The following is a 26,374-nucleotide window of genomic DNA, read 5'->3' as shown; positions in this document are numbered from 1 at the left end:
TTTTTTATCTGCTTAACACCAGTCGTCTGGTCGCTTGCGGTCTTCTAATATTTTACCGATTCTAAAAGATAGTCTTCTATTTGCAGCCTGTTGCCTGATTGGCTGCTCGTCGGTGCTCGAAGGTGTGAAATGAGTTTTTGTATTGTGAATATTGGTCTTGAGTTAACGCCTGCCGCTTAAATATTAAATTTATAGGTGTCATGTTTAATTTGATATTTGATAGTTAGGTGGGGGTAGAGTTTTTCGGGGTTTATGTGCATGCACATATTTATGCTCTGCAGTTGGTACGCACTAGCCCAATCGTTACAGTCTCGAGCAGTTATCCCACGTTATAACCTTAGTCAAGGTGAGTGGTGATTTAACGGTTTTTAGTCTCGTGCTCGCGGACAGTCCGCCGGCGCCCGGGTTTTTTTTTGTTTGTTTTGGGACTGTTGGTTAGCAGTGATATGTGGCCGGGCACAACAATATTTTGAAAGTGATTGGCGTATGTGCGGCGCGAAAAAGAATTTAATTGGATAGATTAAGTATGAGGGGGCCTAGCTGGGCGCTGTTAACTTTCTGCTTGCGCACACTTGGTGTTTTTATAGTCTGCACATTTGGCGGTGTAGGTTATTATGCCAGTGCGGAAGAAATACAATTCAATACTGACGTTCTAGATGTTAAAGATCGCGAGAATATTGATTTGAGCCAGTTTTCCCGTGGTGCTTATATTATGCCGGGCGATTACACGATGCTCGTGCGTATTAACAGGCAGGAGCAGCCTGAGCAGTCTGTGGTTTTTTACCACTCAGAGCAGGATGCAAACGACAGTGTGGCGTGTCTCAGTCCGGCGCTGGTCGAGCAGTTCGGATTGAAGCCAGATATCACCAAAAAACTAACATGGTGGCATCAGGGGGAATGCCTGCTACTTGAAAGTCTTCCGGGCGTCACAGCACGTGCTGAACTAGGAACTTCCAGCCTGATGGTGAGCGTACCGCAGGCCTATCTGGAATATGCCATAGATAGCTGGGATCCTCCGTCGCGTTGGGACGAAGGTATCCCTGGCCTGTTCGTCGACTATTACATGAACGGCCAAAGTCAGCGCGAGGAGCAAGGCGGTGGTACCTCCAACAGCCTGAGCGGCAACGGCACGGTGGGGGCCAACATGGGCGCCTGGCGGTTGCGTGCCGACTGGCAAACGCGGCTGGATCATCGCAGCAATGGCCAGGGCTCGGGCAATAGCTGGGACTGGAGCCGTTACTACGCCTACAAGGCTATCCCAAGCCTCGGGGCGCAGGTTTCGCTGGGTGAGAACTTCCTGTATTCCGATATTTTTGACAGCTTTCGCTTTACCGGCGTCAGCCTGATCACCGATGACAGCATGTTGCCGCCTAATCTGCGTGGTTACGCCCCGGAAGTTGCAGGCGTTGCGCGTACTAACGCCAAAGTGGTGATCAGCCAGCAGGGCCGGGTGTTATATGAAACTCAGGTTGCCTCGGGGCCGTTCCGCATTCAAGACATTAATGATGCCGTTTCTGGGCAATTGGATGTGCGGGTAGAGGAGCAAGATGGCAGCGTACAGTCGTTCACTGTCGAAACCGCCAGCGTTCCTTACCTGACCAGGCCAGGCGCCGTGCGTTACAAGCTAAGCAGCGGCCAACCCTCAGACTTCAGCCATAGCACCGAAGGGCAGATGTTCATCGCCGGAGAAGCTTCGTGGGGGGTGAGTAATGGTTGGTCGCTTTACGGAGGAGGTGTAGACGGCGGTGATTACAAAGCCCTGGCCTTAGGCATGGGACGTGACTTGATGATATATGGGGCATTGTCGTTTGACGTCACCCAGTCGCGGGCCCAACTGCCTCAAACGGAGCAAGACACCCTGAGCGGCGCCTCTTATCGGCTGCGCTATTCGAAAAACTTCGACAAGTACGACAGTCAAGTGACCTTTGCCGGGTATCGTTTTTCGGAAGAAGACTACATGTCCATGAGCGATTATCTGAATGCCCGTAGCTTCGGCACACGTAATGAAAACAGCAAAGAACTATACAACGTCAGTTTCAGGCAGAACTTCCGCGACAGCGGGTTGAGTACCTATCTCAATTACGACCACCAGACCTATTGGAATACCAAGGCCAACGACCGATACACGTTTACCTTGTCTAAGAACTTCAGCGTCGGTCAGTTCAGGGCACTAAACCTGTCGATGACGGCGTACCGTAATAAGTACAACGGTTCCAACGATGATGGCATGTACCTCTCGCTCTCACTACCACTGGGCGGAGGTAACAGTTCTGTCAGCTATAGCGGTAGCTACGATCGTGATGCAAACAGTCATCAGGTGGGCTACTACGACCGTCTCGAAAATGGTGACAGTTACCAGCTCAATGGCGGCAAAAACAGTAGCGGTTCCACCGCCAGTGGCTTCTACAGCCATGACGGTACCCTGGCCCGGGTCAATGCCAATACCAGCTATCAGGAGGGCCGTTATGCGTCGGTCGGTATGTCGCTGCAGGGCGGCGCGACGGCGTCCACAAAGGGGGCAGCGTTGCACCGCTCGAACATTATTGGCGGTACTCGAATCCTGGTCGACACCGATGGCGTCGCGGACATTCCGATCTCGGGGTATGGCGCTTCTGTTCGCACTAACCGATTTGGTAAAGCCGTGGTCACCGACGTCAACAGTTATCACCGTAACCAGGTCAGCATTGACCTTAATAAATTGCCGGAAAATGCCGAAGTGGCACGCTCGGTAACACAAGCCACTCTGACTGAGGGAGCTATTGGCTATCGCCGGTTTGAGGTAGTGGCCGGTGAGAAAGCGATGGTGATCATCCAACTGAGCGATGGTTCAACCGCACCCTTTGGTGCCACGGTGAAAAACCCCAAGGGCCAGAAAGTGGGCCTCGTGAGTGACGATGGCAGCGTCTACCTCAGCGGCATTCAACCCGGTGGGGAAATGAGCGTGTATTGGAATGGTCAAGCGCAGTGTGCGCTGCAGATGCCAGCGCAGATTTCCGAGGGCGACATGGCAGAACTGGTGTTGCCTTGCACACAAATACCTTCCAGCGATTCGCCAAAAAAACCGCTGAGTTGACGCCGTACTGCAAAGACACCTGCTGCACGTTTGGCAGGCTGGCGTGACGTTCCTTTCGGCGGACTTCTTTTTATTTTTTCAGTGACACAAACGGTGAGTAACTAAAGATGAACATACAGAGTAATCCTCTTTCCAGCGTGGTTGGCGGCTTGCTGTTGAGCGTGCTGGGCTTGCAACAGGTGCAAGCCGCCGTGTCGCTGGATCGGACCCGGGCGGTATTTAACGGTGGAGAAAAGTCCATCAGTCTCAGTATCAGCAATGAAAACAAAACGCTTCCTTACCTGGCGCAAGGCTGGGTGGAGGATGAGCAGGGCAATAAGATCACCAGCCCTTTGACCGCACTTCCGCCCCTGCAGCGCCTGGAGCCTGGGGCCAAAAGCCAGATCAAGGTACAGGCCATGCCGGCCGCCAATCTGTTAGTGCAGGACCGCGAGACGCTGTTCTATTTCAACCTGCGTGAAATCCCGCCCAAGAGCGAAAAACCCAACACGTTGCAGTTGGCACTCCAGACGCGCATCAAGCTGTTTTATCGGCCAAAAGCCCTGGGCGCAACCATGGGAATGGTGCCCTGGCAGGAACAACTGACGCTGAAGAAGCAGGGTGACAAATACCAGGTGAATAACCCGACGCCGTATTACGTGACGATAGTCGACGCAGGCAGCAAACCCGACAGCACCGGTGCAGAGGGGTTTGAACCGATTATGGTGGCGCCACAGGGTAAGGAAACGCTGAACCTGAGCGTTTCCGTGCTGGGCCCGACCCCGGTACTGACCTATGTCAATGACTACGGAGGTCGCCCGCAATTGCAGTTCACCTGCATTGGTGAGGACTGCAAGGCCAAGCCCGTCAAGCCAAATTGATGACGGGTGTATGGGGGGCATGACGCAATGAAGGAGCCAAACATGCAACAGCGAAAAAAAGCCAATACAGCTTTGTCTCTCAAGGAGTGGCAATTCCTGTGGGTAAAGCCGGCGGCGGTGCAAGTGGCGCCGCTACAGCCGGTTGACCCGGCTGAAGATAACGCCAATGTGGAAAGTGTTAATGGCGTGTTGCGTGTGCATGGCGCGTTCACGGGAAGTGTCTGCCGGCTGGAAATGCCCTCGACGCAATGGGCTATGGAGCTGGGAGACATTGTTAGCAACGGATTGACGCAGGCGTGTTCAGCCCAACTAAGTTTGCGAACTGACTATGAGTAACGTGAGCAGTGTGGCCACTGAAATGTCACACCGGTATGTGCGCCGTGCCTTGTGCGTTGCTTTGGTTGTGTTGGTAGCTACAGCTCAGTCGGTCATGGCGTCCTCATCCAGCACCATCAATGTGACGGTGATCCTCACGGCGCCGCCGTGCACGGTTAACAACAATAGCATTGTGGTAGTTGACTTCGGCAGCGATGTGCAGACCACCCTGGTAGACGGCAGCTATAAAGTAATGCAAGTGCCTTACACACTGCAGTGCCCGGCAGGAGCCCCCAGAACGATGAATATCCGGATAGAAGGATACGGGGCGGCGTTTGATCGCAATGTGTTGGAGACCAATATCACCAACTTCGGCATTGCAATATTGAATGGTGGGACTCGACTACCTATCAACAGCTCCAAGGAATTCACCTACCCGAACTGGCCGAAACTTTACGCAGTGCCGGTCAAACGTACCGGTTCCACTCTTAGGGGGGGTGTCTTCTCTGCGGTGGCGACCATGAGGGTGGAGTACCAGTGAACAGGTATAACGTGATGAAATTTTATGCGGCCATGCTGCTGTTTCTGGTCAGTGGCATCTTGAGTGCAGCAGATTGGGAGGTAGATAACCTGAGATTCCGCGGCACCCTGATTGAGTCAATGCCGTGCAAGGTGAGTGGCAATAACATTATTGTCGTTGACTTCGGCAGCGACGTGCAGACCACCCTGGTGGACGGCACTTATAAAAAAATGCAAGTTCCGTACTCCGTGCAATGCCCGACGGGAGCCCCCAGTGCAATGAGTATCCGGATAGAGGGCTCGGGCGCGGCGTTTGATCGCAATGTGTTGTTGACCAATATCACCGACTTCGGCATTGCAATACTGAATGATGACACTCGGCTACCTATCAACAGCGCCAAGGAATTCACCTACCCGAACTGGCCGAAACTTTACGCAGTGCCGGTCAAACGTACCGGCGCCACGCTGAGTGGCGGTGTCTTCAATTCGATCGCGACCATGAGGGTGGAGTACCGGTGAGCAGGTTTAACGTCATGAAACTGTATGCAGGCATGTTGCTTTTTCTGGTCAGTGGCATCTTGAGCGCGGCCGACTGGGAGACCGATAACGTGAGGCTGCGCGGCACCTTGATTGAGTCACCGCCGTGCACCATCAACCAAGGCGGCCAGGTGGATGTGGATTTTGGTACTCGGGTAGGCGTGAAAAAAGTGGATGGCGTGAACCACAAGCAAGTGATGAATTACCAAATCACCTGCGACCCGAATTCCAATGCCAGCGACATGACGCTGGAAATCATGGGTACCCCGGCGGATTTCGATGCCGCGGCAGTGACCAGCAACGTGACTGATTTGGCGATCCAGATCCAGCAAAACGGCGTTCCTTTTGAATTGAACAAGGCGATCCCCATCAGTCAGACCAGTCCGCCGAAGCTGTACGCCGTACCAGTCAAACGGGCGGGCGCAGTCTTGATGGAGGGGCCATTTGAGGCCACCGCGACCCTGCGGGCGGTGTACCAATGAGCTGGAGCAAAAGGCACCTCTATGCACTGCCGCTGGTGTTGATGTTTAACCAGACGGTGCAGGCCGAGAATGTTCGGCTACACGGCGCCTTGGTGGCGGAGCCTTGTGTGATTGCGCCTGGGAGTGAGAGCGTGACACTGGACTTTGGCACGGTGACAGACAAGTACCTGTATACCAACCAGCGCACTCACGGCCAGACGTTTGAAATTCGCCTGACGGAATGCGACGCGAGGCTGGGTAAAACCGTGAAGGTGGCCTTCAGCGGTATTGAAAACTCAAATCTGAACGGGTTGCTGGCGGTTGCGGGTGGCAGCCAGGCCAACGGTATTGCCATCGGAATGGAAACCCTCGCCGGCCAGAAACTACCCCTGAATAAGCCTGGCGAAGGCTTTCGATTGGTCAACGGCAGCAACACCCTGACGATGCTGGCCTATGTGCAAGGCGAACCGCAGGCGATAGCCAACAAGAGCATTGAGCGTGGACCTTTCAGTGCTATCGCCACCTTTAGCCTGGAATATGAATAAGGCTGAGAGTGACTGATTGGTGGCCTATGTCTGGTTGGGAAAACGGCGCCTGCATGCGCCGCCAGATGCGGATGTGTGGCACCTGCGTTTGTTGGAATCAATACCGTACTTACGCCCACACCAGTGTCGGGCGTAAGTACTTGTTATTCCTCAATCTCTCGAGATACAGGGCACCCTATAATCACACCGAACTAGGGCGGGCAACACCTGTTCCCTGTCATGGATAAAAGAATCCCAATGATGAACAAATACATACTGACCTTTATCTTCGTCCTCGGCAGCCTGGTGGGTATCCAGACACCCGCTGCTACTCTAGGATTACAAGCGGGCGGAACTACCGCCGACGGCAGAACTAAATACACCGTGACCAGCGTCAACTTCACTAATAACGAAATCGGCGTGAACGGGTTCCTGCAGGGCCAGCACTACTCGATCAGGTTGTATGAGGGGAGCTTGCTGCGGGCTGCGTGCGGCGTGGGCTACGAGGCAGGGTATGATTGCGCGACCCCTTCGTGGGCCTATAGGAACTCTCAATGCGATGACATAAACCAAGCTGCGGCCCTGTTCCGCAGTGCAGTGGGAACCGTGATTTACTTAGGAGGGAGTTCGAACTCTTGGATGATCCAGTGCGGAGGGCAGAAGGGCAATGGATTGGCGGTCAGAGGCAGGCAGAACACGACTCCTACTCCACCCCCTGTATCTTGTAGTGCCAATGACACGCGCCTCACTCTTGCGGGGAAAGTTGGAGAAAGGCTGAAAGGAAACACTACGTGGGACATCAAATGCACCTCGCCTACTGCCCTCCGCATGACTATTTCAAACCGGGGGGAGGTTACAACCACGGGAGGTGGGACGGTCCGGTTAACATTCCACCAGAGTGGAACAAATGTTCTAAATATAGATGACTTCAACCCTATCATTGCAATTATTGGTGAACTGACCAAATCACCAACCACCGCAGGGACCTACACGGGCTCTTCAGTGCTCCTCCTCGAGGTATTGTGAATATACGACCCTTTTTTCATCCGCCTACATGCACTGACAGCGGAGCGCAAAAGCTTATGAAACTTCGCATACGTGAAAGGGGATTAAGCCCCGCCGAGGGTCCGAGCAGCCTAAGCACGGGCGGAAACAAAGTCTTTGAAGCGCGAATTATCTCGTTATTGGGGGGCACCGGGTGTAGCTGGCTAATGAATCGCCCCGGGTTTCGTAGACACCTCTTTGCCTAAAACTGAGGTCAATTAGGAGGTGCCATGAGCAACCCGCGTTACCCCGAAGAATTCAAAATCCAAGTAGTCAATCAAGTCACCGAAAAGAAGCTGCCTGTCGGTGAGGTAGCGGCCCGTCTTGGCGTATCGACGCATAGCCTCTATGTCTGAATAAAGCGCTACAGCAAACCTCAAGAAGAACGGCAGCAGGATGATGATCAGCACGCTGAACTGCGTCGTCTGCGAGCGGAACTCAAGCGCGTCACTGAATAGCGAGACATATTAAAAAAGGCCGCCGCGTACTTTGCCAAGGAGTGCGGCTGAAGTACGCCTTTATCAAGCAGCGCGCGGGCGACTATTCGATTCGACGGCTTTGCCTGACGCTAAAAGCCCATCCCAGCGGTTATTACGCCTGGCTGTCTGAGCCACAATCTTTACGCGCCAAAGACGACCAGCGACTGCTGGGTTTGATCAAGCATTCCTGGCTGGAGAGCGGCGGTGTTTATGGATATCGCAAAATCCATGACGATCTGCGCGAGGTCGGTGAGGATTGTGGTCGGCTTCGTGTGACGAGGCTGATGCGTCTTGAAGGTCTGCACTCTCAGACAGGGTATCGACGCCGCCCTGGAAAGCACGGCGGTAAGCCAGCGGTCGCCTCACTCAATTTGCTGAAGCGCCAGTTCGATGTCGTGGAACCCAACAAGGTTTGGGTCACCGACATCACCTACATTCGTACGTATGAAGGCTGGTTGTATTTGGCGGTGGTGCTGGATCTGTTTTCTCGTCAGGTCGTTGGCTGCTCAATGAAGTCGCAGATGACCAGTGATCTGGCTATTGATGCGTTGTTGATGGCGGTTTGGAGGCCTAAACCGAAGCAAGAGGTGATGGTTCATTCTGACCAAGGCAGCCAGTACAGCAGCTCCGATTGGCGCAGCTTTTTGAAGGTGAACAATCTGGTTGCCAGTATGAGTCGCCGAGGCAACTGCCATGATAACGCCGTGGCCGAGAGCTTTTTCCAACTTCTAAAGCGGGAACGGATCAAGCGGAGAATCTACACCATGCGGGAAGATGCTTGTAGTGATGTGTTCGATTACATCGAGATGTTCTACAACGCAAAACGTCGGCATGGCTTCAACAATCAGCTGTCACCGGTAGAGTTTGAAAAGCGTTACGCAATGAGTTTGCAAGGTGTCTAGAGAATCCGGGGCGATTCACCGGGCCGTGCGCCCCCCTCGTTTTCCAGCAACGCCTTCTGCCGAACTGTTAGCGCCGGCGGAATCAGTGCGTCCTGCGCCCGGTCGATTCGGCGGTGCGTGGCCAAATATCAATAGTCCACAATACTTGATGCTGCTATCGGCTATAGGATTGATATTCCAGGAAGTTGTTATTAGCGAATAACTTTAGTTTGTCTGTTGTTTAAGTTGGCTTTCCCTTCCGAGAAATTTCCTGTTTCTCTGCGGGAGCATTCCCGGAAATCAAGCTGTAGTGATCTTGATCCAAATAAATCGACTCTTCTATATGCTTGGTCGCTGCTGGCAGACCCGGTCCGAACTTTTAGTTCAAACCGGCCGGGGTGCCGGGAACAAGCAGCATTAATTAACTTTTATAAGGTTAGGTAAATCCGTTCTTCCAGGCTGGTGGCAGTATTATTGCCGGTTGCTTTCGGAGGGAAGTGTTTTGCTGTTAATTCCTTATAGTCATTTGGGAAAGGAAATCAGATGAAGCGCAAGACTCTCTTGTCCATGGCCACTACCGGGTTGGTGCTGGCTGCATTTATTCCAGCTTTTGCTCAAGCCACAGATGGTGTGGTGAAGTTCACTGGTAGCATCACTAGCGTAACTTGCGATATCAACGGCAAGGCGCCGGGCGAAGGTAACGAGCTCAATGTTGAACTCGGTACTGTCAACCCAACTGTGTTTAAAAATATCGGTGATACTTCTCCGTTGAAACCGTTTGTACTGCAACTTTCGGGTGCCAGCTGTACTCCCGAAAAGAGCGTTTCCATTGAATTCGACCAACTCGGCAACGTCGATCCTGCCTCCGGCAACCTCAAGTTGATCGGTAGCAAGCCGGCAACGGGCGTGCAGATTCAGGTCTACAACGACCATGGCACTACTCCGGCGAAAATCTTCCTGGGCCAGGCCGAGAGCGCACCACAGGTCGCTACGATCTCCGATGACAATGCTGCAACCTTGAAGTACCAGGCCGCATACGTATCTACGGCAGCTACTGTCGGTGCAGGTTCGGGCGTGTCCTACATCCGCTACACCCTTGCGTACCAATAACAGCAATTAGTTATTAAGGGGCAGGTCATGACGCCGACTGCGCGTTTTGTTAATTCTCTCGTTATCGGTGTCATGTTCCTGGGGATACTGTCGGGGGTCGCGCATGCCGGGATAGTACTGGAAGGTACGCGCCTGGTTTATCCAGCAGATGCTCGTGAAGTTACATTGAAGTTGAGTAATACCGGCTCTGTGGCTTTATTGACGCAAAGTTGGATCGACGAAGGCGATGCGAGTAAATCTCCTGAGGAAATCAAGGTTCCTTTTCTTCTGGCACCAGCAGTCAGCCGGGTGGAGGCGGGAGGCTCGGCAATATTGCGTGTGTCTTATTCAAAAGAACCCTTGGCAAAAGATCGCGAGTCATTGTTCTGGCTGAATGTACTGGAAACGCCACCACGGCGAAAACAGGACGAGAACGTATTGCAGTTTGCATTCAGGACTCGGATCAAGATTTTCTTCCGTCCTGAAAACTTGATTGGCAATGCGGGCATGGCTGGCGAAAAGCTCAAGTGGGAGTTAGGTCGAAAAGGCGCTTCGCAAGTTTCGGTTATCAAAGTGTTCAACCCAACGCCTTATTACGTGTCCTTCGGGCGTATGGAAGTTGCTGTGTCAGACCGTCGATTCGATTTGAAGCCAGGCATGGTCGCGCCGTTCGGGTATGAATCTTTTCCCTGGCCAGCGAGCGCTCCGTCACAGCCGGCCAAGGCATCAATTGAATATGAGGTGATCGATGATTTCGGCGGCCGAGGCCAGCTGAAAAAGTCGCTTCTTTGACGGGGTCACTCATCACTTTTGCGAGCTTTTCAGTGGCTTGGTTTTCTTGAGGGGCAGGGGCCTCGTTATGTCGCGTATTCCGTGCCATCGGCATTTGCGTGCGGACTGTTCTGGGCTTTCATCCGGCCGCAGACGGGTTCCGGCGACGCAGTCACTGTGTCTGGCGGCGGTGCTGATGAGCAATTCCATGGTGCTGGTGGCTGACCAGGGCGGCATTGGGCCGGAGACGGCAGCGGATACAGGCTCCAGCCAGGATGTGTTGTTCGACAGCCAGATGCTATTTCAAGGTAAGGGCACTCCCATCGATACCTCGCGCTTTCAACAATTGGGTTATGTCGCGCCCGGCAAGTACTTGCTTGATGTGCTGGTGAGCAGCCAGTGGCGGGCGTTGCAGGAAATCCAGTTCCGCGCCAGCGATGACCCCCAGGGCAGCCAGCCGTGCTACGACCGTTCGTTGTTGCAGCAGTTGGGAATCGACTTGAAAAAGATCGATGAGAGCCTGGGCACCGGTTCCTTTCACCCTCTCATGGGTGATGGGCTGTTTTGCGGCGACCTGGGCAGCTACATCCCAGGCGCGACCACCCGCGTCAAAATTGCGGAACAGAAGATCGAGTTGTCGGTGCCGCAGCTTTTCCTGCAGCAGAACCTGTCGAAAACCTATGTCGATCCGGCGAGCTGGGATTACGGCGTGTCCGCAGCCACGCTCAACTACAACACCAGCCTGTTCAGTTCCCAGAGCAATGGGCGAAGCCAGACCGATGGCTATGCCGGGCTCAACCTGGGGTTCAACCTGGGTGACTGGCGTCTGCGTCACAGCGGCACCGCCACCTGGTCACCGGACCTGGGCGGCCATTATCAGCGCGGTTACATCTATGCCCAGACCGACCTGCCAGCCTGGCACTCGCAGTTGCTGGTGGGAGAGAGCGCGACCGAAGCCGATCTGTTCGACTCGGTATCGTTTCGCGGTGTCCGGCTGGCCAGCGATCCGCGCATGCTGCCCGAGAGCCAGCGCTACTACGCACCGCAGATCCGCGGCACGGCCAGCACCAATGCCAAGGTCTCGGTCTATCAGCGCGGCTACATGATCTATGAAACCTCCGTTGCACCGGGGCCATTCGAGATTTCCGATCTGCAAGCGGCAAGCTTTGGTGGCGATCTGGACGTGACGGTCACCGAGGCCAACGGCCAGACCAGCCGCTTTACCGTACCTTTTGCCACCACCGTGCAAACCCTGCGCCCCGGCACCTCACGCTACAGCCTTACGGCGGGCAAGGTGGCGAACCCCGGGCTCGGTGGAAGCGAGCAATATGTGGCCCAGGGCACGCTGCACTACGGTCTGGATAACCAATTGACCGGTTATGCCGGCACCGCACTCACCGGTAGCTACATGTCGGCGCTGATCGGCAGCGCACTGAATACCTCCCTCGGGGCTTTCGGGCTGGACCTGACCCAGGCCAGAACCGAGCTGCCCCGGGGCGGCAGCATGCAGGGCCAAAGCGTGCGCCTGTCCTACAGCAAGAACCTGCCCAACAGCGGGACCAACTTCTCATTGCTGGCCTACCGCTATTCCACCAGCGGTTACCTGGGCCTGCATGACGCCATCACCCTGCAGGACCACTTCAACCAGGGTGAGAGCGTCGACTCGCTCGCCCGGGTCCGTGATCGCCTGGATATCAACATCAACCAGCAACTGGGCGACGGCGCAGGGCAGCTCTATGCCACGGGCTCCAGCCTCCAGTACTGGAATCGCCAGGGCCAGACCCTGAACTTCGCCATGGGCTACAGCAACCAGTGGCGCGGTAACAGCTACTCCTTCATGGCTCAGCGCATGCGTGCTTCCAGCAGTGGTTCACGGGCAGGCGCGGGGGCGGACAACACGTTTTTCAGCTTCAGCCTGTCGATTCCCCTGGGGCGGGAAGGGCGCCGGGGTACCACGATCAACAGCTACGCCAGCCATGACAAGCGTTCTGGCGCGCACTACACCAGCGGTATTTCCGGCGTACTGGACAAGGATGGTGACGCCACCTATTCGTTGTCCGCCGCCCATGACCAGCGCCAGGGCGAAACCTCGACCAACGCCAGCCTCAACTATTTCCTGCCGGAGGTTTCCCTGAGTTCGAGCTTTTCCCAGGGCCGCGATTATCGCCAGCAGTCTCTGGGGGCTTCCGGGGGCATGGTGCTGCATTCGGGTGGCTTGACCTTCGCCCAGACCCTGGGTGAAACCACGGGCCTGGTGCATGCTCCCGATGCCAAGGGTGCCCGGGTCGGCTATGCCGACACGCGGGTGGATGGAAGCGGCTATGCCGTGGTCTCCAGCCTGAGCCCCTATCAATTGAACACTGTGGACATCGACCCCACTGGCGTTGCCGACGATGTAGAGCTGCTGCTCAGCTCACGCCATGTGGCGCCGGTGGCGGGGGCGGTGGTGATGCTTTCGTACCCGACCCGCAGGGCTCGTGCGGTGCTGATCGACAGCCAGCAGCCCGACGGCCAGCAGTTGCCGTTTGCTGCCGTGGCCGTCGATGCCCAGGACGGTACCGAGTTGGGGGCGGTGGGCCAGGGCAGCCGCCTGGTGCTGCGCACCGAGCGGGACCAGGGCACGATTCGCGTGGAATGGGGCCAGGAGCCGGATCAGCAGTGCCTGATCGACTACCAGTTGCCGCCACGCGATCCGGCCTCCGCCACGGGCTATGTGGTGCTTCAGCGCCCCTGCCGGGCGGTGCCGGCAGGTTCCGTAGAGGAGCGGCCTTGATGGGCTATCAAGGCGGATATGGCTGTCTTTGCTCCCAGCGTGGTTGCCGGTGGCTGCTGGGGCTGCTGGCCTTGTCCAGCGGCTGGGCCCAGGCCGACCTGTCGATTGTCGGCACACGCTTCATTTATCCCGCCGGCAAGCCGGCTATCAGCATCCGGGTCGGCAATAGCGGCCGTGCGCCGATCCTGTTGCAGGCCTGGCTGGACAAGGGCGACGCCGAGGCCGATCCCAGCGCCCTGGTGGTGCCGTTCGTGCTGTCGCCACCCATCTCCCGGCTCGAGCCAAGGCAGAACACAGCTCTGGTCCTGCGCTACAGCGGCGAGCCATTGCCCGGCGATCGGGAGTCGGTGTTCTGGATCAACTTTCTTGAAGTACCGCCCCGGGCGGCAGTGAGGGACAACCTGCTGCGGCTGGCATCGCGCATGCGCATGAAGCTGCTGTACCGCCCCCAGGGCTTGTCCGGCAAGGCTGACGAAGCGGTCCGCCAGTTGCGCTGGAGCCTTGTGGCGGCGGGGCAGGGCGGCGCGGCGCTGCGGGCCGGCAACCCGACCCCGTACTACGTGTCCTTCGCCGGGCTGGAACTGGGCGGCGGCGCCCGTTCGATCACCTTGCAGGGGATCACCGTGGAGCCCTTTGGCTCGGCGCGGATCGCTCTGCCCGACATGCAGGGAATTACCCCGGATCAGGCGGTGGTTCATTACCAAGTGGCAACTGACAGCGGGGAGACGCTGAGTGGAAGTGCGCGGATACAAGATTGAAGTTGCCTTGGGCAAGCCATCGAACAGCTCGCTTGCGGGGCGCCTTGAACGGCGCTGGCAGCGATTGTGCGGGGGCTGCCTGGGCTTGCTGCTGATGCTGCCCACTGTGGCAACTGCCGCGGTATATGTGCCCAACGCCGGACAGGCGATGCGCGACATCGAGGCCACGCAACCGGCCTTGCCGGAGCAGCCGGCACCGGAGCTGGACCTGCCGGCGAAGCCGCCGAGTGCCCCTGCCCAGGCTACGGACACCTCTGGCATCCGCTTGCAGGTCAACGACTTCGTGATCGTCGGCAACCAGGTGTTCAGCAACGAGACGCTGCAAGCTCTGCTGGCGGACCTCAAGGGCCAGGAGCTGGACCTGAACCAGCTGCGCGCGGCCGCCGAGCGCCTGACGACCTATTACCAGGGCCAGGGCTACATGCTGGCCCGGGCCTTCCTGCCGGCCCAGGACATCGAGGACGGCGTGGTGCGTATCGAGGTCATGGAAGGTCGTTACGGTCGTATTCAAGTGAACAACCAGTCCCGGGCCCTGAACTCGGTGATCACAGCCCCACTGTCGTCACTGCACAGCGATACCGCGGTCCGCAGTGAAGATCTTGAACGCAGCCTGCTGCTGTTGAGCGACCTTCCCGGGGTCCGGGTCAAGGGTACCCTCAGTGCCGGCGAGCAGCGCGGCACCACCGACCTGCTGGTCAATGCGCAGCCCGGGCCCTGGGCCAGCGGCACCCTGGAAGCCGACAACTTCGGCGGCTACTACACCGGCGAATACCGCCTGGGGGGCAGCCTCAACATCAACAACCCCTTGCGCCTGGGCGATCAGTTCAACCTGCGCCTGCTCGGCAGCGACGAGGACCAGCGCTACTACCGCGCCGCCTACAAGCTTCCCCTGGGCCCCTGGTCCACCAGTGTGGGCGTGGCCTATTCGCGGATGAACTATGAGCTGAGCCGGGACTTCGAGGTCCTGGAGGCCCACGGCCAGGCGAGCATCGGCAGTGTCTTCATCACTCAGCCGCTGATTCGCAGCCGCACCTTCGACCTCAGCGCCCAGTTGCAGTATGAGGACAAGCGCCTGCGGGACGACATCGACTTGTTCGAAGTCAGCAGCCAGAAGCATGTGGAACTGTGGAGCCTGAGCCTCAACGGCAACTCCCAGGACAGCCTTCTCGGCGGCGGGCAGAACTTCTTCTACCTCACCTACGGCAGTGGCCGGTTGAGCATCGACGACCCGATGGACCAGTGGCGCGACCATTTCACGGCCGGCACCAACGGTGGCTTTCAGAAGCTCAACCTCAATGCCGCGCGCCTGCAGTACCTGAGCCCGCGCTTTCAGCTCTATGGCCAGTTCAACGGCCAATGGTCCTCGACCAACCTGGACAGCTCGGAAAAATTCGGCATCGGCGGTCCCTTCGATGTGCGCGCCTATCCCCAGGGGACCAGCAGTGGCGACCAGGGCTGGCAGGCCAGCCTGGAACTGCGCTTTCTCCTGGCCCCGCGCTGGCAGCTCAAGGCGTTTGTCGACCACGGCGCGGTGCAGGTCAACAAGAGCCCCTGGATCCACGACGAGAACCGCCGCCAGTTGTCGGGCGCCGGTGTGGGTGCCAGTTGGAGCGGTCCATCGCAACAAATCAGCGTGACCAGTGCCTGGGCCCTGGACAACAACCAGGAAGGCAGCGGGCCCGAGCGCACGCCGCGGATCTGGGCCAGCGCGACACAGTATTTCTGAAGGCCTGCGTGTGCTTCGGAGTGGGTGCCGTCCTGCTTAGGTTGCAGGGCGTTAATAAGTAGATAAGGAGTCAACGTGAATAAGGTTTATGCATTGGTGTGGAATCAGGCCCAGGGCTGCTGGAGTGTGACCGACGAGGGTGCACGCCGTCGTCGCCGCTCCGGAACACGCAAGGGCCTGGTGGTGATGGTGGCCGGGCTACTGGGCATTGGTGTTCTGCCTGTGGCCTTCGCGTTGCCGACGGGAGGCACGGTGGTCTCCGGCACGGCGGACATCCTGACGTTCGACAATGGCAAGCAGATGTCGATCAACCAGCACTCCGACAAGCTGATCACCAACTGGAACGACTTCAGCGTGAACCGTGGCCAGACGGTGACCTTCAGCCAGCCGACCAAGACCTCGGTGGCCCTGAACCGGGTAATTGGCGTCAATGGCAGTAACATCCAGGGGCAGATCAATGCCAACGGCCTGGTGTTCCTGATCAACCCCAACGGGGTGGTATTCGGCAACAACGCCCAGGTCAACGTCGGCGGCCTGGTGGCTTCGACCCAGAACATCACGGATGCCAACTTCACCGCCGGCAACTACAGGTTTGCCGGGACCTCGCAGGCTGAAATCGTCAACAACGGCATGATTACCGCCACCGATGGCGGCAGCGTGGCGCTGATCGGCAAGACCGTGCGCAACGAAGGCGACATCAAGGCACAAAAGGGCCGCGTGGCCCTGGGTGGCGGCAACGAGTTCACCGTCAGCTTCGACAGCAACAACCTGCTGGACCTGAAAGTCGATGCCGCGGCGATCGATGCGCTGGTGAGCAACGGCGGGCTGCTCAAGGCCGACGGCGGGCAGGTATTGATGACCGCCAAGAGCGCAGGCTCGATGCTGCAGACCGTGGTCAACAACCAGGGCGCCATCGAAGCCAATACCCTGTCGCGCAAGGCCGGCAAGATTACCCTGGACGGTGGTGATGTAGGCGTGGTCAACGTCGGTGGTTCGATGAGCGCCAGCGCTCTAGCTTCGATCGGTGATGGGGGCGTAGTGGAAACCAAGGGCGCCAACACCAAGGTGCAACTGGCCGCCCGGGTCAACACCCTGGCCACCAACGGCAGGGCCGGTACCTGGAAGATCAGTTCCACTGATGTCAATGTCAGCCCAACCTCCACCCCCGGCAGCAACAATGTCTATGCCGATACCCTGTCGCATAACCTGTCGACCACCAACGTCGAGTTGAGCAGCAAGTCCGGCAACGTTTCGATCGACGGTGACATCAACTGGACCAGCGGCAATCAATTGAGCGTCGCGTCGGCCCAGGACATCAATCTCAACAAAAAACTGACGGCTACTGGTGCAGGCGCCCGTATCGAGCTCCAGGCCGATCGGGACATCAAGCTCGACGGCGCGATAGCACTGACCGGTACCAACAGCAGCCTCGGCCTGGACTACGGCAACAGCTATGCCCTGGGCAAGAACGGCCAGGTCACCCTGTCCGGCAGCGGCGCCTCGTTCGATGTCAATAGTGACTTGTACACAGTGATCCAGAACGATACGCAGTTGCAGGCGATCGGCACCAACCTCGGTGGCCTGTATGTACTAGGCAATGACATCAAGGGCACCGGCATCATCAAGACCATTGGTGGCAACAAACAGTTCAGCGGAATCTTCGAGGGCCTGGGCAACACCATCAGTGGTTTCACCGTCAATACCGATGGGCCTTACGGTGGTCTGTTCGGCCGATCATCCGGCAGTATCAGCAACCTCAAGCTGGCGTCGATGAAAATCAACGGCACCACCTCCAGCTCCGGCTTCGGAAAAATTGGTGGCTTGGTGGGCGAGAACACTGGCCTCATCGAAAACGTCAGTGGCATCAACCTGGCCGTGAACGCCAACAGCAATCAGACCAACACCGTCGGTGGCCTGGTCGGCGTCAACGCCGGCGGCTCCATCAACCGTGGATCGGTGACCGGTACGGTGACAGGTAACGGTAACACCTTGGCCATGGGCGGCCTGGTAGGCGAAAACAATGTCGGTCGCGCTGGTGTGGGGACCATTACCAATAGCTCCACCGACGTGCAGGTGTTGGGCACCGTACAGCTCAGTGAAGTGGGTGGCATGGGCGGCCTGGTGGGGGTCAACAAGGGCGGGGAAATCAAGGGTTCTTCGAGTGCCGGTACGATCGGAACTGGTTTCCGCCCACCCGTTAACCCACCCGTTCGCCCACCTTACATAGACCCGAACCTGGGTGGGCTGGTGGGCTACAACCAAGGCGGCCGGATTGAGAACACCAGTTCCTCGGTCAATGTCTGGGGTTATGCCGCCAGCCGCATCGGTGGCCTGGTGGGGACCAACAGAAATGGCACCATCATCGACTCCAGCGCCAGTGGTGCGGTTACGGGGGCAACGTCCCTGGCCGCAGGTGGCTTGGTGGGCTGGAACCAGAACAGCACGCTGACGAACGTCAAGGCCACTGGCACGGTCACTGACTCCACCGGCACCAACATTGGCGGGCTGGTGGGCAAGAACGAGGATAGCCGGATCGACACGGCGGAAACGAGCGGCAATGTGATCGGTGGTGCCAACAGCAATGTCGGCGGCCTCATCGGACACAACTTTGGCGGCAGCACTGAATATGTCGTGGCTCGTGGCGATGTCAGCGGCGGCAATATCAGTAATGTCGGCGGGTTGGTGGGTTACAACGACGGCGACCTGAGTTCGGCCGAGGCCAGCGGTAACGTCAGCGGCGGCGTCAACAGCAACGTCGGCGGTCTGGTGGGTACCAATGGCGATCTTGTCGATCACCGCATTAACAGCACCTCGGCCAAAGGCGACGTGGTGGGCGGTAATCAGAGTTCGGTTGGCGGCCTGGTCGGTCAGAACAATTCGTACATCACCAACTCCCTGGCCGATGGTCAGGTGAGCGGCGGCGTCTCTGCCCGCCTGGGCGGATTGGTCGGCTTGAACATGGGCGATCTGCGTAGCTCCGTGGCCACCGGCAAGATCAACTTCGTTCCGCGCAACAACCAGACCTACGGTGGCCTGGTCGGGGTCAACTACGGAGACATGCGTTACAACGAGGCGCTGGAGCTGGCGAGCCAGGTACCAGCGGTTGGCCTGAATGAGGGCGATATCCGCAACTGATGACCTGTACCTGCTGATCTGAGGAATGGCAGTTCCTCCGGTGTGCCTGGCGCACCGGAGTCTGGCTGCTGACGGGCACCTGCTTGTCTCGTTCCTTGATGATCTTTTAAGGGTGGCCGGAAGCAGCCGGCCACTGTTGGGCAATCCATCTCGTTTGTGCACAACGCTGCCCTTGTCAGGGGCGGCATCACCAAGGTGCAAGCAGGGAGAAAGACAGATGATTCGCCAATGGCTGAGGCTTGTAGCCGATTGCAGACCGCTGCCCCTGTGGGTTCATGGCGTCATGCTCGCAGGGGTGCTTTGCGGCTGGGGCGGCGCAGAGGCGCAAGCGGCCTGGTTGAACGGTTATGCCAGGGACTGCAACCTCAGCAGTAAGGCCGGTTCCCCCTGGAGGCTGGTCAACCCCTTGAACACCAATACCCCGGTGGGAACCGTGTTGTGGGAGCGTACGGTGACCTTGCATACCAGTTTCAACCTGGCGATCTCCGGGAAACCGCGGGAGCTGGTGACCGCCGGACATTGGAGCCCCGGTACGCCGCAGACCGATGACGCCGCGCCTACCGATGTCGCCGGCATTGGCCTGCGACTGGACGCAGCTCCGCAAGGACGGGAGAGAATACGGGTGACCCAGGTCACTTCTCCCATTGCCCTGGAAAAAAATGATGACCTGATCTACGAGAACGGTTTACCCGCTCAGACCATGGTCACCCAGATTGTTCAATCGCTGATCCTGACCGTACCGCCGGATCAGTTGCCCACGGGCACCCTCAAAGTGACCCAGGTAACAGGCTCGTCCTACCTGCAGCTGTATGCGTACGACCTGGAAAAAAACGAATCAACCCTGGGATCCCAATTGGGCAAGCTCAGCCCGCCGCTGACCTACAGCTGCCGCAAGAGCCTGGTCATGGGCGGCCTGGACTTCAACATGGACATCGAGCTGCCCAAGACCTGTGTGGTGGAAGCCTACAAGGAGATCGGCGTGCGCCTGGGGCGCTATTCCCTGGCGGACTTTCCCCAGGTCAATGCCACCTCGCCTGAGGTTCCCTTCAGCATCGGGTTGAGCCGCTGTTCGATGCAGGCCCGGCCTCGCATCAGCTTTATCGACAAGTCAGGGGGCTCTTCGGTCAAGGGCGTGCTGGGTCTGATCGACTCCACCACCCGCGGGTTCGGCATTGTCATGACCAATGGACTGACCTCGGAGCGCATCGAGTACGGCGGCCAGAGCTACGAGATGCAGCGCATCGGCGATGGCGCAAGCATTCCCCTGCGAGCCAGCTACATCCGCATCGGTAATGACCAGGAGGTTCACGCCGGAGGGGCTGCCAACGGGGCTGCAGAGTTCACTTTTACCTTCCCATGATCGCGACCTTTGATTGAGAGGGGCCGTCCGTGGGCGAGTTCTACCCAACACCGTCGTCCAGTTTGAAGGCCTAGCGAGCGCTTCAGCGGCAGTGCCGTGCTGCAAAGGTTTGTAGTACGTAGATAAATCGATATGGAGTTTTCATGAACAAGATCTATGCATTGGTATGGAACCAGGCCCAGGGTTGCTGGAACGTCACTCACGAAGGCGCTCGGCGTCGGCGTGCCGGTTCCGGCAAGGGCCTGGTGGTGGCAGTTGCCAGTCTGTTGGCATTGACTGGGTTGCCTTCGGCGTTTGCCTTGCCCACGGGAGGGGAGGTGGTGTCCGGCAGTGCCGATTTCCATACCCAGGGCCAGCACATGTCCATCAATCAGCAGACGGACAAGCTGGTCACTCAGTGGCAGGATTTCAACGTCCAGAACGGTCAGTCGGTGACCTTCAACCAGCCCTCCAGCACTTCGATCGCCCTGAACCGGGTCGTGGGTGTCAATGGCAGCCAGATTCACGGACAGATCAACGCCAATGGCCGGGTGTTCCTGATCAACCCCAACGGCGTGGTGTTCGGCCAGGGCGCTCAGGTGAATGTCGGTGGCCTGGTGGCTTCGACCCGGGATATCAGCGATGCCGATTTCAAGGCCGGCAACTACAAGTTCGCCGGCAGCTCGGCAGCGGAGGTGGTCAACCAGGGCTCCATCACTGCCGCTGACGGCGGTGGTGTGGCGCTGCTCGGGGCCAAGGTGACCAACCAGGGCACCATCAAGGCGCAGAACGGGCGTGTGGCGCTGGCCGCAGGCGATGGCTTCACTGTCAGCTTCGATGACAACCAACTGCTGGACCTGCATGTCGACAGCGCAGCGCTCGACGCGCTGGTGCACAACACCGGCACCGGCCTGCTCAAGGCCGATGGCGGGCAGGTGCTGATGACCGCCAAGAGCGCAGGTTCCATGCTGCAGACAGTGGTCAACAACCAGGGCACCATCGAAGCCAACACCCTGTCGCAGAAAGCCGGGCGCATTACCCTGGATGGCGGCGATGTGGGCGTGGTCAGCGTCGATGGCTCGCTGCAAGCCAGCGCACTGGACGGCAAGGGTGATGGTGGGGTGATCGAGACCCGGGGCGCCAATACTCGGGTACAACTGACGACCAAGGTCGACACCCAGGCCAGAGATGGCCAGACGGGCACCTGGAAGATCACCAGCAACGAAGTCAAGGTGGGCTCCTTCTTCTCCGCCAACAGCAACACCGTCCATGCCGACACCGTGTCGCACAATCTGGCCACGACCAATATTGAACTGGCCAGTGGCAAGGGCGATATAGCAGTGGAGAACGGGCTGCGCTGGTCCAGCGGTAACCAGTTGACCCTCTCCTCGGCACAAGACATCCGCCTGGATGACCGCCTGTTTGCCAGTGGCGCCAATGCCCGGGTCGAACTCAACGCCCAGGGGGACATCAAGCTCAATCGTCAGCTGACGCTGAGCGGCAGCAACAGCAGTCTCGGGCTGAACCATGGCGGCAACTTTGCGCTGGGCCAGAATGGCGGCGTCACTCTGTCCGGCAACGGCGCCGGCTTCGATGCCAACGGCGAAGCCTACAGCGTCATTCAAAACGCCACGCAGTTGCAGGCGATCGACCAGGACCTGGCAGGCCGCTACGTGCTGGGCAACGCCATCAACAGCAGCGCCCGCCTGACCTCCATCGGTGGGCTGCAGGCCTTCAGTGGCATCTTCGATGGCCTGGGCAACACTCTCAGCGGTCTGACGGTCAACAGCAACGGTACCGACGGCGGGCTGTTCGCCAGTTCGTCCGGCAGTATCGGCAATCTCAAGCTGGCCTCGATGACCATTAACGGCGCCACGTCTGCCACCGGTAGCAGTGCCGTCGGTGGCCTGGTGGGGCGCAACAGCGGGAAAATTGCCAACGTCAGTGCCAGCAACCTGCAGGTGAATGCCAAGGGCCGGCAGGACAACCTGGTCGGCGGCCTGGTGGGCAGCAACGCCGGCGGCTCCATCGACGCGTCGTCGGTGGGCGGTGTCGTGTTGGGCAATAGCTTTACCTCGGCGGCTGGTGGCCTGGTGGGCGAGAACCGCCAGGTGGAGGGCAGTGGTGGCACCGTGACCAACAGCAGCGCCGATGTCCGGCTCACCGCCAGCATCGCCGCCAATGCCGAGGGTGGTGTGGGCGGGTTGGTGGGTGTCAACCATCAAGGGCTGATTGCCGGTTCCTCCAGTTCGGGAACGGTTTCCAGTGGTGACAGCTACAGCTACAAGGGCACCAACCTGGGTGGCCTGGTGGGTTACAACCAGAGCGGTCGAATCGAGGGTTCCCAGTCTTCGACGGCGGTCTCGGGCAATGGTGCGAGCCATGCCGGTGGCCTGGTGGGTCGCAACGAGTCGGGCCACATCAGTGACTCTGTCGCCAGCGGCGGGCTGCAGGGCAAGAACTTTGCCACGGCCGGTGGCCTGGTGGGCCTGAACCAGGACAGCACGTTGCACAACGTCACGGCCAATGGTTCGGTCAATGGCGGCAGCAGCTTGCACATCGGTGGTCTGGTGGGGAAGAACATTGACGGCCGCATCAGCCTTGCCGAGGCCTTCGGCCTGGTTCAGGGCGCGAGCAACAGCAACGTGGGCGGTCTGGTCGGCTACAACGCGGGCGGGCTGGTTGCCAATTCAACGGCCTGGGGCAACGTCGTGGGCAAGGACCAAAGCCATGTCGGCGGGCTCGTCGGCTACAACGCCGGGGACCTGAAGTCAGTCGAGGCCCGTGGTGATGTCAGTGGCGGTGCCAAGAGCGCGGTCGGCGGTCTGGTGGGTACGCATGGCGTTCTCAAGGGTGACAGCCTTATCGACACCGCTTCGGCCAAGGGCAATGTCTCCGGGGGCAGTTACAGCAAGGCCGGCGGCCTGGTGGGGCAGAACAACGCGCGAATCGTCAACACGCTCGCCAGTGGTGAGGTTTCGGGCAGCCGGGATGCACGGCTTGGCGGCTTGGCGGGGGTGGACTTGGGTGACATTCGTCAATCCGCAGCCTTCGGCAATATCCAGGTGATTGCGCCCAACTACGCAAGCATTGCCAACGACCGCGGATCGAATCAAGCGGCCCGCGTCAACCAGGACGAGCCTCGCAACTGGTGACCTGCACCGCTTGATCCAAAGGGGGGCTACCCCCTCGGTATTCCGTGCGCAAGCACGGCATACCGAGACCTGCCTGATCCAGGGCCGCTATTGGCTCTTTTCTCTCTTTTCTCTTCTTTCTGACGGCTGGCGGAAGTCAGCCGTTGCTGCATGGCACTTTTTTCTGAGTGACCCGTTGTGACGGACGCAATACAAGGCCCGAGGTTGCGTAGGTGCTTAGCCGTATTTCTGCGGGAGCCGCTGTGCTCCCGCAGATGTTGTGTCGCCTTGCGAAGGTTTGCAGGGTTTTGATAAATCGATAAGGAATCTTCATGAACAAAATTTACGCGTTGGTATGGAACCAGGCCCAAGGGTGCTGGAATGTGGCTCACGAAGGCGCTCGCCGCCGTCGTCGTTCGGGCTCCGGAAAGGGCTTGATTGTGGCGGCAGCCAGTGTCCTTGCCTTGGCGTGCATGCCATCGGCGTTCGCCTTGCCGACAGGGGGCGTGGTGGTGTCCGGGAGCGCGGATATTTCGACTCAGGGCAATCACATGTCCGTTAACCAGAACACCGATAAGCTGATCACCAACTGGAAGGATTTCAATGTCCAGACCGGTCAATCGGTGACCTTCAATCAGCCTACCAATACTTCGATTGCCCTGAACCGGGTGATCGGCGTCAATGGCAGCATGATCATGGGGACGATCAACGCCAACGGCCAGGTGTTCCTGGTCAACCCCAACGGGGTGGTGTTCGGCAATAACGCTCAAGTGAATGTTGGCGGCCTGGTGGTCTCGACACAGGGCATCGGCAACGAGCAGTTCAATGCCGGCAACTATCAGTTCTCCGGCACCTCCAAGGCAAGAGTCGTCAACCTCGGCAAGATCACCGCCGCTGATGGTGGCAGTGTTGCACTCTTGGCGGCAGATGTTCTCAACAACGGCACCATCACGGCGCAAAACGGCCGTGTGGCATTGGGTGCGGGTGAGGCGTTCACCGTCAGCTTTGACGGCAACAACCTGCTGGATCTGCAAATTGATTCCGCTGCGCTCAATGCTCTGGTAGCCAACGGAGGTCTGCTCAAGGCCGATGGCGGTCAAGTTCTGATGACCGCCAAGAGTGCCGGCGCGATGACGCAGACGGTGGTCAACAACACCGGCACCATCGAAGCCAATACCTTGTCGCAAAAAGCCGGTCGCATCACCTTGGACGGCGGTGATGTGGGCATGGTCAACGTCGACGGTGCATTGCTGGCCAATGCCCCGGACGAGGGTAACGGTGGTGTGATCGAAACCCGCGGCGGGATGACTTGGGTGCAAAAAAACGCTCGTGTCTCCACCCAGGCCAACAATGGTCAGACGGGAACCTGGAAGATCGAATCTGAGAACGTTGCGATTGGCGGCCCCATGGCCGACTACTTCGGGATCAATCATGGCGATACCCTGTCGCGGAGTCTGGCGACGACCAATATCGAGTTGGCCAGCAGTAAGGGTGATGTCGTGGTGGACGGAGCGATCAACTGGAGCAGCGGCAATCAGTTGACTCTCTCGGCGGCCAAGGACATTCAGCTCAATGGCAACCTGACAGCCAATGGGGCCAAGGCTCGGGCCGAACTCAATGCCAATGGGCGCATTGAGCTCAAGGGTAAAGTGCAACTCACCGGGAGCGACAGCAGCCTGGGCCTGAACCACGGTGCTGGCTTCACCTTGGGTCAAAACAGCCAGGTGACCCTGTCCGGCAACGGGGCCAGGTTCGACGCCAATGGGGCCAAGTACGAGGTCATTCAGAACGCTGCGCAGTTGCAGGCAATCGATAAGCGCCTGGATGGCCACTATGTCCTGGGCACTGGCCTCAAAGGCTCCGGTAGCCTCACCTCGATTGGTGGTGCCGACACGTTCACCGGTGTATTCAACGGCCTGGGCAACAGTATCAGCGGTTTCACCGTCAACAGTAATGGCGGTAATGGCGGTCTGTTCGCCAGTTCGTCCGGCAGCATCAGCAACCTCAAGCTCGCCTCGCTCACCGTCAAGGGGGCAGCCAATGCCCAGGGTGCTAGTGCAGTCGGTGGTCTGGTTGGCAGCAACAGCGGGAGTATTAGCAACGTCCAGGCCAGCAATCTCCAGGTACTGGCCCTCGATAATCAGGAGAACCTGATCGGTGGGCTGGTGGGGGGCAACCATGGCGGTTCCGTCGATGGTTCATCGGTTAGCGGTTCGGTGGTTGGCAATACCTTCAGTTCGGCATCCGGTGGCCTGGTGGGCCTGAACACGGGCTCGGTGACTGAGAGCCATGCCAATGTCCGAGTCGGGGGCACCATGGGCGGCAGTGCAGTGGTTGGTATGGGCGGCTTGGTGGGTGTCAACCGGGGCGGCTCGATCAGCGACTCTTCAAGCTCGGGAGTGGTGGCGATGGATCAGAATAGTTACCACGCCCTTCGGAACCTGGGTGGCCTGGTGGGCTACAACCAGGATGGCAGCATCCTGCGCTCCAACTCTTCAAGCCACGTAGTTGGGTATTTCGGAAACCACGTAGGGGGGTTGGTGGGTTTCAACAACTCCAGCCAGATCACTGACTCGTCAGCCAGTGGAATGGTAAGTGGTTTAGGGATGAACACCGCCGGTGGTCTGGTGGGGCTCAACCAGAACAGTGTTCTGAGGAACGTCAAGGCCACGGGTCGGCTAAACACGCAATTCGTCTCGAACGTCGGCAGCCTGGTCGGTAAGAACGTGCTGGATAAGTGATGAGGAGCACCCGCTGATACCGGGGATGTAAATATTCCAGGAACGTCAGTCCAACACCCTGGCGTTCCTGGGACCCGCCACTTCAAGGCGGCTATCAGTCAACAGGCCCCACGCAGCGGGCAAGACCAAGCCGTCTCGATCAATCTCCTGACCCAACTACCCATCGAGTCAATCGGCGAAAGCTGAGAGATGAAGCGCGTTGGTGCAAGTGCTCA

16 protein-coding genes and 1 pseudogene are annotated in these 26,374 nt (G+C 58.4%); all 17 read left to right on the top strand.

Translation table 11 applies throughout. The features are described from left to right. The first annotated feature begins 511 nt into the window (after positions 1–511). The 17 genes and pseudogenes from BLS75_RS13270 (at position 512) to BLS75_RS13185 (ending at position 26,159) form a co-directional block, all read left to right on the top strand. Positions 512–3,073 (top strand): outer membrane usher protein, encoded by a 2,562-nt coding sequence (locus tag BLS75_RS13270; protein WP_239690663.1) that lies wholly within the window; start codon positions 512–514, stop codon positions 3,071–3,073. A 107-nt stretch (positions 3,074–3,180) separates the two neighbouring features. Beyond that, entirely contained in the window at positions 3,181–3,933 is a 753-nt protein-coding gene (locus BLS75_RS13265) for a fimbria/pilus periplasmic chaperone (protein ID WP_176876745.1), read from the top strand. Between the two features lie 42 nt (positions 3,934–3,975). Then, the gene (locus BLS75_RS13260; protein ID WP_072451040.1) at positions 3,976–4,269 is read left to right on the top strand and encodes a hypothetical protein; all 294 of its coding nucleotides are present in this window, start codon (positions 3,976–3,978) and stop codon (positions 4,267–4,269) included. Next, positions 4,262–4,789, top strand: a complete 528-nt coding sequence (locus tag BLS75_RS13255) for a fimbrial protein (RefSeq protein ID WP_239690662.1) — start codon at positions 4,262–4,264, stop codon at positions 4,787–4,789. The genes BLS75_RS13260 and BLS75_RS13255 overlap by 8 nt, the downstream gene beginning before the upstream one ends. A 14-nt stretch (positions 4,790–4,803) precedes the next feature. Beyond that, complete coding sequence (locus BLS75_RS13250) at positions 4,804–5,286, top strand: fimbrial protein (protein WP_083533719.1); 483 nt, start codon at positions 4,804–4,806, stop codon at positions 5,284–5,286. 14 nt (positions 5,287–5,300) lie between these two features. Further along, positions 5,301–5,786 carry a fimbrial protein gene (locus BLS75_RS13245; protein WP_072451039.1) on the top strand — a complete coding sequence of 162 codons (486 nt, stop codon included), beginning with the start codon at positions 5,301–5,303 and terminating at the stop codon, positions 5,784–5,786. Next, entirely contained in the window at positions 5,783–6,310 is a 528-nt protein-coding gene (locus BLS75_RS13240; RefSeq protein ID WP_072451038.1) for a fimbrial protein, read from the top strand. Before BLS75_RS13245 ends, BLS75_RS13240 begins: the two co-directional genes overlap by 4 nt. 1,253 nt (positions 6,311–7,563) lie before the next feature. After that, positions 7,564–8,714: pseudogene (locus tag BLS75_RS13230) on the top strand (IS3 family transposase). 522 nt (positions 8,715–9,236) lie between these two features. Next, complete coding sequence (locus tag BLS75_RS13225; RefSeq protein WP_072451034.1) at positions 9,237–9,803, top strand: fimbrial protein; 567 nt, start codon at positions 9,237–9,239, stop codon at positions 9,801–9,803. A 27-nt stretch (positions 9,804–9,830) separates the two neighbouring features. Beyond that, the gene (locus BLS75_RS13220) at positions 9,831–10,574 is read left to right on the top strand and encodes a fimbrial biogenesis chaperone (RefSeq protein ID WP_072451033.1); all 744 of its coding nucleotides are present in this window, start codon (positions 9,831–9,833) and stop codon (positions 10,572–10,574) included. Between the two features lie 175 nt (positions 10,575–10,749). Next, positions 10,750–13,326, top strand: coding sequence for a fimbria/pilus outer membrane usher protein (locus BLS75_RS13215; protein WP_239690661.1), 2,577 nt, complete (start codon positions 10,750–10,752; stop codon positions 13,324–13,326). After that, on the top strand, positions 13,326–14,084 hold the full coding sequence (locus tag BLS75_RS13210) for a fimbria/pilus periplasmic chaperone (RefSeq protein WP_072451031.1): 759 nt from the start codon (positions 13,326–13,328) through the stop codon (positions 14,082–14,084). The genes BLS75_RS13215 and BLS75_RS13210 overlap by 1 nt, the downstream gene beginning before the upstream one ends. 94 nt (positions 14,085–14,178) lie before the next feature. Then, positions 14,179–15,810, top strand: a complete 1,632-nt coding sequence (locus BLS75_RS13205; protein ID WP_219737583.1) for a ShlB/FhaC/HecB family hemolysin secretion/activation protein — start codon at positions 14,179–14,181, stop codon at positions 15,808–15,810. A 75-nt stretch (positions 15,811–15,885) separates the two neighbouring features. Beyond that, positions 15,886–18,945, top strand: coding sequence for a two-partner secretion domain-containing protein (locus BLS75_RS13200; protein WP_072451029.1), 3,060 nt, complete (start codon positions 15,886–15,888; stop codon positions 18,943–18,945). Between the two features lie 217 nt (positions 18,946–19,162). Further along, complete coding sequence (locus BLS75_RS13195; RefSeq protein WP_239690660.1) at positions 19,163–20,305, top strand: fimbrial protein; 1,143 nt, start codon at positions 19,163–19,165, stop codon at positions 20,303–20,305. A 143-nt stretch (positions 20,306–20,448) separates the two neighbouring features. Continuing rightward, complete coding sequence (locus BLS75_RS13190; protein WP_072451027.1) at positions 20,449–23,439, top strand: two-partner secretion domain-containing protein; 2,991 nt, start codon at positions 20,449–20,451, stop codon at positions 23,437–23,439. Positions 23,440–23,750: 311 nt separating this feature from the next. Beyond that, the gene (locus BLS75_RS13185; RefSeq protein ID WP_072451026.1) at positions 23,751–26,159 is read left to right on the top strand and encodes a two-partner secretion domain-containing protein; all 2,409 of its coding nucleotides are present in this window, start codon (positions 23,751–23,753) and stop codon (positions 26,157–26,159) included. The last annotated feature ends 215 nt before the right edge of the window (positions 26,160–26,374 follow it).

Origin of the sequence: Pseudomonas sp. NFPP12, from assembly GCF_900103205.1 — a bacterium.
Lineage (GTDB): Bacteria > Pseudomonadota > Gammaproteobacteria > Pseudomonadales > Pseudomonadaceae > Aquipseudomonas > Aquipseudomonas protegens.
This window is presented reverse-complemented; position numbering and strand designations above follow the sequence as displayed.

Excerpts from the sequence above, each read along its gene's own strand:
- BLS75_RS13195 (WP_239690660.1), top strand. The coding sequence starts at position 19,163 with ATGATTCGCCAATGGCTGAGGCTTGTAGCCGATTGCAGACCGCTGCCC.
- BLS75_RS13190 (WP_072451027.1), top strand. The coding sequence starts at position 20,449 with ATGAACAAGATCTATGCATTGGTATGGAACCAGGCCCAGGGTTGCTGG.
- BLS75_RS13260 (WP_072451040.1), top strand. The coding sequence starts at position 3,976 with ATGCAACAGCGAAAAAAAGCCAATACAGCTTTGTCTCTCAAGGAGTGG.
- BLS75_RS13245 (WP_072451039.1), top strand. The coding sequence starts at position 5,301 with ATGAAACTGTATGCAGGCATGTTGCTTTTTCTGGTCAGTGGCATCTTG.
- BLS75_RS13220 (WP_072451033.1), top strand. The coding sequence starts at position 9,831 with ATGACGCCGACTGCGCGTTTTGTTAATTCTCTCGTTATCGGTGTCATG.
- BLS75_RS13210 (WP_072451031.1), top strand. The coding sequence starts at position 13,326 with ATGGGCTATCAAGGCGGATATGGCTGTCTTTGCTCCCAGCGTGGTTGC.
- BLS75_RS13215 (WP_239690661.1), top strand. The coding sequence starts at position 10,750 with ATGAGCAATTCCATGGTGCTGGTGGCTGACCAGGGCGGCATTGGGCCG.
- BLS75_RS13185 (WP_072451026.1), top strand. The coding sequence starts at position 23,751 with ATGAACAAAATTTACGCGTTGGTATGGAACCAGGCCCAAGGGTGCTGG.
- BLS75_RS13205 (WP_219737583.1), top strand. The coding sequence starts at position 14,179 with ATGCTGCCCACTGTGGCAACTGCCGCGGTATATGTGCCCAACGCCGGA.
- BLS75_RS13255 (WP_239690662.1), top strand. The coding sequence starts at position 4,262 with ATGAGTAACGTGAGCAGTGTGGCCACTGAAATGTCACACCGGTATGTG.
- BLS75_RS13240 (WP_072451038.1), top strand. The coding sequence starts at position 5,783 with ATGAGCTGGAGCAAAAGGCACCTCTATGCACTGCCGCTGGTGTTGATG.
- BLS75_RS13265 (WP_176876745.1), top strand. The coding sequence starts at position 3,181 with ATGAACATACAGAGTAATCCTCTTTCCAGCGTGGTTGGCGGCTTGCTG.
- BLS75_RS13225 (WP_072451034.1), top strand. The coding sequence starts at position 9,237 with ATGAAGCGCAAGACTCTCTTGTCCATGGCCACTACCGGGTTGGTGCTG.
- BLS75_RS13250 (WP_083533719.1), top strand. The coding sequence starts at position 4,804 with ATGAAATTTTATGCGGCCATGCTGCTGTTTCTGGTCAGTGGCATCTTG.